Here is an 11,418-nt window from a genome sequence, read left to right as displayed (position 1 = left end):
AATAGATGAGTATAATACAAGTATCACTTGAAGAAAAAATTGAGAGATTAGAAGCAATTGAGGAAATTCGAAAATTAATTGCTAATTACTGTCATGGAGTGGACAAAAAAGAATATGACCTGTTTTTAAATATTTGGCATAAAGATGCCGTTTTTGATGTTCCACATATTCGTGTAGGCAGTGGCATAGAAGAAATCACTGACATGTTAGAAACGATTAAATCTAATTCCAAGGAATCCTATCATCATATTTCGAATTCGGTAATCGAAGTCAATGGAAATACAGCTAGTGGGATTCATGATGTGCTTTTTGGCCGTTTACTTGCCAATGACACGTATTCTCTTTTATCGGGTACGTACAGAGATGAATATGTAAAAGAAAATGGCAGATGGTATGTAAAGAAACGCGCATTTACACCACACCCAATTAAAAGCCCAATCTTCGATTAACGATCATCTTTTCCTTGTGGTCTATTAATTTTTGAAGTGGTTTAATGCCGTAAATGAAGTTGTAGAATAACCCCAATGTAACGGTTATATTTCCTAAACAGGAGGCATGTATCCAATGCCTCCCGTTTCTGTTTTGATAGTATGACCTCGTGAAGATTCGAAGTCAAATCGGCCTGTCGAAACAGCTGTACTCGCCAACGTATGGTGAGTAGGATATAAGATTCATCTTTTTCGAAGTTACAAAATAATTAAAAATATTTTAAAAATATTGTCAATTTATCTATGTTCCATTATAATACAAACAAAAGGTGGTCCTGACAACCTTATATTATTTAAGGGGTCTTACTAGCATGTCAATGCCTAGTAAAGGAGACGAAGCTGAGTTTAGTTAATAAATGGGTTTCTTTTAGATTTACTTATGGAACTTATTATGACTGACTAAATTTGTCCATGAGGACCAGTCCATTACAAAGGGAAGGAGATGATATATACATAAAACAGTAGACTGGTTTATATTTGAAACGGTTTAATATAAAGACAATCTAATAATATGAAAACGTTTTAATGATTTGAATTAAAGACCTTCTGCTTATTTAATTTCATTTATAACTTTAACCTTGAGGAGGCAGAAAATTGATAAATACAATACATAGTCTTATAGAGAAATTAAGATTGTATAGAAAAATTTAGACTGAGTAATTTTTACCTTAATAAAGGTGCTAATAAATAATGTATTTTGTAATTTTTTATACTAGATAACCTTAAGGGAGAGAAGGATTTGAAAAACGAGAATGTGAACGTTCCTATTGAAAAATCTATCATTCATTTGGAAAAAAAGCCCTTATTAATTGTTACGATAACCGTCCTCATGACTTTTTACTTTGATATATTTGTGGGATCCATTCACGGAGTCTCAACCCCTAGCATTATCGCTGATCTTGGGGGAATGCAGTTTTATGCCATGACCATTACGACTTACATGCTGGGTGGCTCTATCGGGAGGGTGATTTCAGGTAAACTAGGGGATTTATACGGGAGAAAGCGAATTTATCTAATTTCCCTGGCTGTCTTTGCTTTCGGTCTTATACTTACCGGTTCAGCCCATTCTATTTCGGTATTAATTGCATATAAGTTAGTTCTTGGGATCGCCGGAGGCTTTTTATTTGCAACTGTTTTTGCGGTTATTGCTGATTTATATGTTTCAGTAACAAGGGTAAAAATATTAGGGTATTTATCTGCCATGCTTGGTGTTACATACATTACCGGACCCCTGCTGGGAGGATTTATCGTTGACACTATAGGTTGGCGCTGGTTATATTACTTCCCATTACCCTTCATGCTCATCGTCTTTTTTGTAGTTAACCACTACATGCCCACAGTAAAACGTGAGGTAAAAGTAAGAATTGATTATGCGGGAATTTTCCTTCTTTGCACAGCTGCGATCCCGTTCCTTTTGGCATTTAGTTGGGGAGGATCCAAATTTTCATGGGGCTCAGGTACGATGATAGCGCTTTATTTAATTTCCTTCGTTTCTATTATCCTTTTTATACAGGTTGAGCGCAAGGCGGCGGAACCTATCTTACCATTAAGTCTTTTAAGAAACCGATATTTTCTGATTCCTGTGATCGGACATTCCCTTGGGGCAGTTGTTGTTATTACTTATTTAACCTATGTTCCGCTATTTGGACAAGCAGTCAAGGGCATGTCAGCTGCTGTCTCTGGATCCTTGATAACGGCGTTAATGACCGTGCATATTATCTCTACTCTTATCTTAAGTAAGATTATAAGAAAAACAGGAAAATATAGAATGGTCATCGCATTGATATTTCTTTTTGATGCAGCAATGATGTACTTAGTATCAGGGTTTAATGATAATACAAACATTGTGTATATTTACACAATTATAGGTTTGATGGGCGTGAATTCGGGGGCCATTAATGTCGTATTCGTAGCCTATTTGCAAAATCATTTGCCGCATAATGTGGTAGGAACTGCAACAGGGGCGGAATATTTTTTCACCAATTTAGCGACTGTCGTCAGTTTATCCATTACCGGACTTATTATGAATCTAAATTGGCAAGTGGGTAAGTATTTGCCTGCAGAGCTAAAAGGAGCGTTATCTGAAGCGGAAATAGGTGTTATGTCAAGTACCCAGGCGCTCACAAACAAAACGGCAGCTGCAGAGATAAGAAGCGGACTTTCACCAGAGCTGCAGCAAACCTTTGATAGCGTGATAGTTAATATGAAGGATATAATGGTTCACATTTTTCATACTATGTTCTTGCTGAATGTCGTTGTTTTAATTATTGGCGCAATCTTCCTTGCATTATTTATGAAAAGTAAGAAAGAACAACAGGCAGGAAAAGAAACACAGGAAGTTGTTACTGACGCGGTATAACAGTCCTAATGACTTTAATCTAACGAATAATCTGGACCTAAACAGGAGGCAGGTATAATCCTATCCTCCGTTTAGGTTTTTCTATTTCGAACTTGTTGTTTCCTTTGGATGCTATTACAAACTCGTATAGTAATATTTCTTACTGAAGAGCAACAAGAGCAAGAATTCAGCCTCCTTCATTCCAGTTGGTGCATTCTTTTAAAGAAAAAAGGGAAAGAATTAGATTTTAATAGTCAGAAAATTAAAAAGCATTTGACAAATGGAGTAAAAGGATGCTAAATTTAGAGTATAGGTCAGGTGGTACGAACAACCTTATGACATATTAACGAGAGATGCTTATACACGCTATGTTAGGGATGCAATGAGAGATTGGCTAGTTAATAGTAAAGGGTGATCAAAGGGGGCTTAAAAAGCGATGAGTAATATCAAACGGGAAAGATTAGCTCAAAACAATATCAGCTTACCAGATTGTTTATTTTCAGATTATGTTGAGAAGGAGTACGGGATCAACAGAGGGGTCTATAATACTATTGATCTGTGGTTTTATAAAAATGGTCTAAAGGATTTGTTTAGAAGAAGAAAAGAAATTATTAATTTTCTTCATAATGTCCACGAAACCAGCCATTTAGATAATAAACGATTAAAATTCGGTCATGGTGGACTTTCTAAAAAATTGACTGATTATTGGAAAACCGTTTATAACACGACAGCATAAAAAGTATAATTATTATCTTGTTACTTTCGTTTAAAGGAATGATCATGATGTTGGACGTAAGCAGTATTATTCCCCTTTATTATCAATTAAAGGAAGTACTAAAAGAGACAATAAAGGAAGGTTCATGGGAAGAAGGGCAAAAAGTACCCTCTGAGAGAGAATTAATGGAAACATATAAAGTAAGCCGTGCCACAGTAAGAAAAGCATTAAATGAACTTATGGTAGAAGGAGTCATTTATCGAAAACAAGGGGTCGGAACCTTTATTTCTAAATCCAAAGTGACCCAGGATTTGATAGGGGAACTGAGTTTTAATCACCAAGCGATAAAGCAAGGGTTAATACCAAGCTCTAAAATTGTTTATAGTGCAGTAGAGAAAGATGTTCCAAATCGAATTTTAGAAATATTCCAGTTACCTCGATTTCATAAAACGATTAACATCGTCCGAAATCGTTTAATAAATAATGAGCCTTTAATGCTCGAGTCTTTATACATTCCACAACATTTTGCGCCCAACCTCTTAGATCAAGATTTGGAAAATACAACTATATTTGAATACTTAAAAAAAGAATGTAATTTAAACTTTACCCACTCCACATTAGATATCGAAGCTAACTCAATTAGTGAATTTGAAGCTCAATATTTAGGTTTTGATCTTGGGGTTCCAGCTCTATCGTTAGAACGGGTTGTTTACTCAGGTGAAAATGCCGTTATTGTTCAGAAACGAAAAGTAAGGGGAGATCGCTTAAAGCTATCCTTGACAGTTGGACTAAGTTTAGAAAGAGAAGATAATTATATTTTAGGGTTAGAGTTTAACCAACATTCCCAGGAATCTTAAGTAATAGCTTTGGCTGCAAAAGATTTTTGTAGAAAATTATAGGAATCATTCTTAAAAAAATAAATGAAACTGAGGTGTGTGTTGTGAATTTTGAATATTCGGATAAAGTGGTTCATCTGCAAAAAAAATTAAATCAATTTATGGAAGAAGTTGTCTTTCCAAACGAAAAAACGTATCACGAGCAGATGGAACAAGCTGAAAATCGTTGGGTATCACCTCCGATTATGGAAGAAATGAAAGGAAAGGCGAAGGCAGCCGGGCTTTGGAATTTATTCCTTCAAGATCCGGAATATGGAGCTGGGTTGAACAATCTTGAATATGCTCCTTTATGTGAAATAATGGGCCGTTCCCCTATCGCACCGGAAGTGTTCAACTGTCATGGTCCAAATGCACCTAATTTAGAAATGCTGGTTCAATATGGGACTGATGAGCAAAAAGAAAAGTGGCTTCCTCAACTGTTAAACGGGGAAATTCTTTCTTGTTTTAGTATGACTGAGCCTCGAGTCGCTTCATCTGATGCGTTAAATATTGAGACGTCTATTGTCAGAGATGGAGATCAGTACGTAATTAATGGCAGAAAGTGGTGGTCATCAGGTGCGGCCTCTCCAAATTGCAAGTTTGCAATCGTTTTAGGGAAATCCAGTACCTCTGGGGAACGGCATAAACAACACTCGATGGTCATTGTACCGTTAGACACTCCAGGGGTAAAGATCATTCGAACTACACCAGTGTTTGGATATGACCGTGCTCCTATTGGTCATGCAGAAATTGAATTTAATAATGTTAGAGTCCCTGTCGCCAATATTCTTGTTGGAGAAGGGGAAGGGTTTGCGATTGCGCAAGGAAGGCTTGGTCCAGCTCGTATACAGCATTGTATGAGATCAATCGGGACGTCTGAACGTGCTCTTGAAATCATTTGCAAGCGTTCCATGGAGCGTGTTACTTTTGGTAAGCCTTTATCTGAACAAGGAGTTGTCAGAGAATGGATTGCCAATTCCCGTATTGACATTGAACAGTCTCGTTTATTGGTCTTAAAAGCAGCCTATATGGTAGATAAAGTTGGAAATAAGGCAGCAAAAAAGGAAATTGCCATGATTAAGGTAGCGGTGCCAAACATGAGCACAAAGGTTTTGGACAGGGCGATTCAAATACTAGGCGGAGCTGGAGTAACAGACGACTTCCCTATTGCTCACATGTGGACTCATGAAAGAGGATTGCGAATCTATGACGGTCCGGATGAGGTTCACCGTGCCACGATTGCTAAGTGGGAGCTGCAAGATTATCTGTGATGAGCTTTTTGTTTAGGAAGGATTTAATAGAGACTGATAGAAAGGAGTTTATATATGAATTTATTACATGAAGCCGATCTATGGAATGCGAAAATGAGAAAGTTTGTTGAAGAAGAAATGGTTCCCTATGAATATTTGCTTCCAAAGTTTTTAAATGAACTGCCTGAGGACATTGTTAATCACATCTTTTCCGAAATGAAAAAACAAGGTTTATGGGCTCCTTCCGCACCAAAGGAATATGGGGGTCAAAGCTTGCCAAGCGTTACCTATTTAGGCTGGCGGGAAGCTTTGGGTCGAACAGCCCTATGGAGCGTGATGGGAGTTGTTTTGGAAAACCCTATGTACATTCTCTATTCTGCTAGTGAAAAGCAAAAGGAACGTTATTTGTATCCGACCATCCGTGGAGAAAAGCTGGGCGGGTTTGCTCAAACGGAACCAGAGGCAGGGGCAGATCCAGCAAGGATGACATGTTATGCCACTCGAAAAGGTTCCGGTTGGGTTATAAATGGAGTGAAAAAATTCATTGGGTATGGGGGATATGTGGATTATTGCCTCGTATATGCAAAAACGGATCCAGAAAAAGGGCGAGACGGGATTACCTGTTTTATTGTAGACAAGGATACGCCCGGATTTAACCCAACTGAGCAAATTGTAACTATGGGTGGAGATCAGCCTTGGTATATCAGGTTTGATGATTGTTATGTTTCGGATGAGCAGGTGTTAGGAAATATTGGAGAAGGATTCAATATTGCTCAAACCTGGTTTACCAGAAATCGCTATATGCTCCAGTCACCAATTTGTTTAGGGGCTGTGTCAAGAGCAATAGATGAGCTTTTAAAGCATTTTCCAGATAAAGTCGATCCTGAGTGGCTAGGGCGTGTTCAAGCAGAATATCGTCGTGCGCGTTTCTTGATGTACAATGCAGCATACAAATTTGATAATGGCGAAGATGCTCGTTATGATGCTGCCCTTAGTAAGCTAGCCAGCAACAAACTTTCCATGGAAGTATTTCGCAGAGCTTTAGAAATTAGCGGCCCCTATGGTTATGCTGTTGGCACGGTTTTCGAGCGTTATTATCGTGATCTTCGACGGTTCCCGATTACGGAAGGATCCACAGAGACCATGAAGCTGTTAGCAAGCCGTTCATTAATTCGTGGCTATGAAGAGGTTGATCGTCTTAGTCCGTACAATGTGCATGAGGAGGTAAAACATGTTTCGCAGTAGAGAGGATTCACTATTAAGAAAAATGCTACGGAATTTTGTTGAAACAGAAATGATTCCAGTAGAAAAAAAAAGAATGGCAAACGGAAAGGTTCCTCAAGAAATTTCAACAACTCTTCGTTCTAAACTATTTGCAGAAGGTTACTTAGGGAATGGAATAGGAGATTTGGAATCCTTATCCGCTTATTCCAGCTTGACGGTTTATGAAGAATTGCATCGATCTCTCTTAGGATTTTTGGGAGCAGGCGTAGTCGATGGGGCAGAACCAATGAATTTAGTTTCCTCTGATTGGTCTTCTGATACTCTTAAAGAGGGTGTCTACCCTGTTACAAATGTAACTTGGTGTGAAACCATCCCTGTGGAGAATGGTGTGGTTGTTTCTGGAAGCTTTTCGGCAATCGGGGATGAGAATTGTCAATGGTATTGGATTGATTCGAAGCAGGTCCTCATTAACCGTTCCAGCCCAGGAGTAAGAGTACTTACTCGTGAAGGAATAGGTATTCTAGATGTAAGTGAAGTCCATTTAGATAAAGTTCACGGTCAAAAAATAAATTCTAATAAAGACTTGAACAACGAAAAGAATCCACAATTGGTATTCATGTATTTACAACTGGCCGCAGGTGCTGTTGGAAGTTCTTTACGAGCGATTGAAGAGGCAGTTGAATTCACGAAAACCAGGGTAACCTTTGGAAAGCCGTTAAGTGACAGACAAGCGATTCAATGGAAATTGGCAGACGCGTCTGTCACTGTTCAAGGTGCACGATTGTCATTATTCGAAAGTGCTGTGTCTTTGGAACAGGATCCCTCAAATGAGAATCTACAAGCAATCGCCAAACTTTCTGCAGCAGACGCTGTTCAGGTTGCTATCTCTATCTTTGATGATATCATTCAGATTTTCGGTGGGAAAGGATATTCCCAATATTTTTGGATTGAAGAAGCGTTCCGTAATCTTCTTGGTTATCAGGCAATATTGAATTCAAGCGAAGTTTATAAAGCGGTTGGCGAACGCATTAAACATCAAAAAAAATTATTTAGTAATCTTGCAGAAATTAAATAGTATAGGTTTGGTTACCAATCTATTACTATCTACATGAAGTTAATAGATAAAAAAATAATGCAGATTTTCTCTGCCACTCTTTTACAATGAGACAAAAGGTAAGCGTTGGTTGCAGACTAATGCTTACCAAAAAACTATAATAAAAATTTTTAGAATTGTTTGACACCTATTTATTCATCGCGGTAAAGTATAAGTATACATTAGGTGGACCGTACAACCTTACAATATATTAACATGGTGTTCGCGCATAAATTGATAAAAGACAACTAGACTCTTAATACATTTTGTTGCTGAAAGTAGAATCATAGAGATTTTAGACGTTTTCCGATAGGAGAATCATTAATCTAAAAAATTTTGAGGTGTTCTTGCATGATTGAATTTGATTTAAAACCAATGTTTTCCCCACAATCCATCGCAATTATTGGTGCATCATCTGATGAAAGCAAAATTGGCGGCAGACCCTTATATATGCTAAAACAGATCGGATTTAAAGGAGAAATTTTTCCTGTAAATCCAAAATACGAGGAGATTGCTGGGTATAGGTGTTTACCAGATATTCAAAGCCTCCCGGAACATATAGATTTAGCCATCATTGCGGTTAAATCGAATGCAGTCTTATCTTCTTTAGAATTACTAGCTGCTCGCTCAATTAAAAGCGCTGTCATTTTTAGTTCCGGTTTTGCTGAGGTAGGAGCAGAGGGCATTGAAATGCAGAATAAATTAACTGAATTTATTAAGAAGTCAGGTATCCCGGTTGCTGGACCGAATTGTAATGGTTTTACGAATTTAAAAGAAAATGTAATCGCTTCTTTTTCTCCAGTAAACCTTGACCAGGTCGATCCGATTGCGTTTATTTCTCAAAGTGGAGCAGTTGCCACGGTTACAACAAAATTAATCCGTGATATTGGATGTGGCTATCAATATTTAGTTGGTACCGGGAATGAAGCCGGAGTTGATTTCTTCGATTACGTCAATTATTTTGCACAGCAGCAGGAAGTCAAGGTAATAGGTGGATATCTAGAAGGAGCAAGAAACAAGGAGTCGATGGAAAGAGCATTAGCTTCATGCCTTGAAAATGAAAAACCGCTTGTGCTTTTAAAGGTTGGCAACTCTGAAAAAGGTGCCGATGCAGCAACGTCGCATACGGGATCACTTGCAGGGAACTCAGCGATTTATAGTAGCTATCTGAAGAAGAAAAATGTGATTCAAGTCAATAGCGAAGAAGAATTAGTTGATACGCTTGCCCTATTTAATAATGCCAAGCTGCCTTCAAGTTTTGGGGATGTTGCCTTAGTCACTGGATCTGGCGGTGCCGGGATTATAATGGCGGACAAATGTGAAGAGTACGGTGTTCCACTGGCCAAATTACAACCAGAGACCACGGCAAAGTTAAAAGATTTATTGCCTTCCTTTGCTGCATTTGGGAATCCAATTGATGTCACCGCTCAAGTCTTGCAAACGCTGGACAATTTGTTTGAATCCATTGAGGTTATTTTAAATGATGATAACGTTGGGACAGTTGTGTACTATATGCAGCTTTGGGACCATTTAGCCCCAACTTTTATCCCGAGATTGGAGCAAATTGCTGCCAATACGGATAAAACGTTCATTGTATGTTGGTCAGGTGTAGCGGATGAGACAAAACAAAAGTTTCGTGAGAGCGATTTTTGTTGGATGCCTACTCCAAGCAGAACGATTAGAGCGCTCAAAAACATAAATGAATATAACCGAACTCGATTAACTGGCTCTTATAAAAAGTTTAGCAGCGAAGAGCGAATGACAGTTCCGCAAGCATTGGAAGCAGTTTTTGGTAATGCAAATGAGCACACAGGCAAAACCTATCTTGCAAAGTATGGGATTTCAGTTCCAACTGGCAAAGTCGTAACAAGTAAACAGGATGCCGTAAATACAGCTGAAGAAATTGGTTATCCTGTCGTCATGAAAATTGCTTCTGAACAAATTGCGCATAAGAGTGACGCAGGAGGTGTGAAGATTAATGTGAAGTCTTACCTAGAGGTCAAGGCTGCTTATGATGAAATATGGACCAATGCAAAGAACTATAATCCTAATGCACAACTAGAAGGAATCCTTGTAGAGAAGATGATAGAGGACGGAATTGAGGTTATTATTGGTTCCGTACAAGATCCATTATTTGGTCCATGTATACTGTTTGGGATTGGCGGGATATTTGTTGAAGTATTCAATGACGTCGTTCTCCGTCCAGCTCCACTAACTCGAGAAGATGCTTATGAAATGGTTCAATCTATCAAAGGTTATACCATTTTAAAAGGTGCAAGAGGAAAAGGTCCTTATGATATTGCTGCTCTTGTGGAGACATTGGTGAAAATATCCGAATTTAGTTTTGATCAAAGTGAATGGTTGAAAGAGCTAGATATTAATCCAGTGATTGTACATGAAAAAGGGAAGGGTGTCACAGCAGTCGATGCATTAATCGTTGGAAATGAAAAGAAGGTTAGCCATTCTACTCCTGCCATTGAAGCAGTTCGTTGATACAAGCCGGCTAAGTTTCGCAAGTAAATAATAATGTACTAGGAATTACCTTCGTTATGTGGTTCCATGTGCCATTTGTTTGTATAAATAAAATTAATTAGGAGGGGTTTGAAGGATGTTTAAAAGCGAGATTGTACAAATTGGAGAGGTAAAAGCTCATGTCTTTACTGCAGGTCAAGGGGAACCATTAGTCTGGTTAAATGGAGCTGGGGCTGTTAATCCGGATATTAGCTTCTTTTCAAAGCTAGCAGAAAATAATAAGGTTTATTTGGTTGAAAATCCTGGTTTCGGGCAATCAGAAAAAATTAAATGGGTGAAGGAAGCAGCAGATTATAATTACTTTTATCGGGATTTCCTAGATTATTATAATCTAGACAAAGTAAATCTCGTTGGACATTCCATTGGTGGAAGAATCGCTCTTGAATTTGCCATCAGCCATCCGCATCGCGTGGAAAATTTAGTATTAATCAGTCCGCAAGGGGCGTATGTGAACGGTGTGAAGGTACCTGATTACTTCCATGGAGACAAGGAGTACCAAGCAAAATTAATTTTTCACGATGAAGGTTTATTAAAGCAAGCAATTAATATTCAAAATACCAGAGAAGAAGTGGCAAGAAAAGATAAAAATGAAGCGGCATTAGCAAGATTAATCTGGGAAAGAAATTACAATCCTAAGTTCCCAGTGCTATTAAAATATGTAACTGCACCAACCTGCATTATTTGGGGTAAAGAAGATCGATTATACCCAGTAGAGCATGGTACATTTTTTAATCAAAACATTAAAAATTCTACACTTCAAATCATTGAAGACACAGGTCATGTCCCACATATTGAAAAAAGTGAGGAAACGAATCGAATCGTTCAGGAATTTCTCACAAAAAAGTATTCAGTTAATACATTCTAAAATATTTTAACCATTTATCGTTTAGTAAAAGTAGGATA

The 11,418-nt window shown here is 38.0% G+C and carries 9 protein-coding genes; all 9 read left to right on the top strand.

All coding sequences use genetic code 11. From position 1 onward, the window contains the following. Positions 1–5: 5 nt before the first annotated feature. The 9 genes from AC2TFD_RS18305 to AC2TFD_RS18265 all read left to right on the top strand — a co-directional run bounded on the left by AC2TFD_RS18305 (position 6) and on the right by AC2TFD_RS18265 (position 11,380). On the top strand, positions 6–449 hold the full coding sequence (locus AC2TFD_RS18305) for a nuclear transport factor 2 family protein (protein ID WP_335511380.1): 444 nt from the start codon (positions 6–8) through the stop codon (positions 447–449). A 778-nt stretch (positions 450–1,227) separates the two neighbouring features. Then, positions 1,228–2,847 (top strand): MFS transporter, encoded by a 1,620-nt coding sequence (locus tag AC2TFD_RS18300; protein WP_484673696.1) that lies wholly within the window; start codon positions 1,228–1,230, stop codon positions 2,845–2,847. A 415-nt stretch (positions 2,848–3,262) separates the two neighbouring features. After that, complete coding sequence (locus AC2TFD_RS18295) at positions 3,263–3,562, top strand: hypothetical protein (RefSeq protein WP_335519686.1); 300 nt, start codon at positions 3,263–3,265, stop codon at positions 3,560–3,562. 44 nt (positions 3,563–3,606) lie between these two features. After that, entirely contained in the window at positions 3,607–4,398 is a 792-nt protein-coding gene (locus AC2TFD_RS18290) for a GntR family transcriptional regulator (RefSeq protein WP_484673695.1), read from the top strand. 83 nt (positions 4,399–4,481) lie between these two features. Next, on the top strand, positions 4,482–5,687 hold the full coding sequence (locus AC2TFD_RS18285) for an acyl-CoA dehydrogenase family protein (protein WP_484673694.1): 1,206 nt from the start codon (positions 4,482–4,484) through the stop codon (positions 5,685–5,687). Positions 5,688–5,741: 54 nt separating this feature from the next. Then, positions 5,742–6,911: an acyl-CoA dehydrogenase family protein gene (locus AC2TFD_RS18280; protein ID WP_484673693.1), complete on the top strand. Its 1,170-nt coding sequence runs from the start codon at positions 5,742–5,744 to the stop codon at positions 6,909–6,911. Further along, a complete protein-coding gene (locus tag AC2TFD_RS18275; protein ID WP_335519698.1) occupies positions 6,898–7,965 on the top strand; it encodes an acyl-CoA dehydrogenase family protein in 1,068 nt (355 codons plus the stop codon). The genes AC2TFD_RS18280 and AC2TFD_RS18275 overlap by 14 nt, the downstream gene beginning before the upstream one ends. A gap of 369 nt (positions 7,966–8,334) precedes the next feature. After that, entirely contained in the window at positions 8,335–10,476 is a 2,142-nt protein-coding gene (locus AC2TFD_RS18270; protein WP_484673692.1) for an acetate--CoA ligase family protein, read from the top strand. A gap of 115 nt (positions 10,477–10,591) precedes the next feature. Next, on the top strand, positions 10,592–11,380 hold the full coding sequence (locus AC2TFD_RS18265; protein ID WP_335519705.1) for an alpha/beta fold hydrolase: 789 nt from the start codon (positions 10,592–10,594) through the stop codon (positions 11,378–11,380). The last annotated feature ends 38 nt before the right edge of the window (positions 11,381–11,418 follow it).

The sequence above is a fragment of the Neobacillus sp. plas4 genome (genome assembly GCF_057221695.1).
This window is presented reverse-complemented; position numbering and strand designations above follow the sequence as displayed.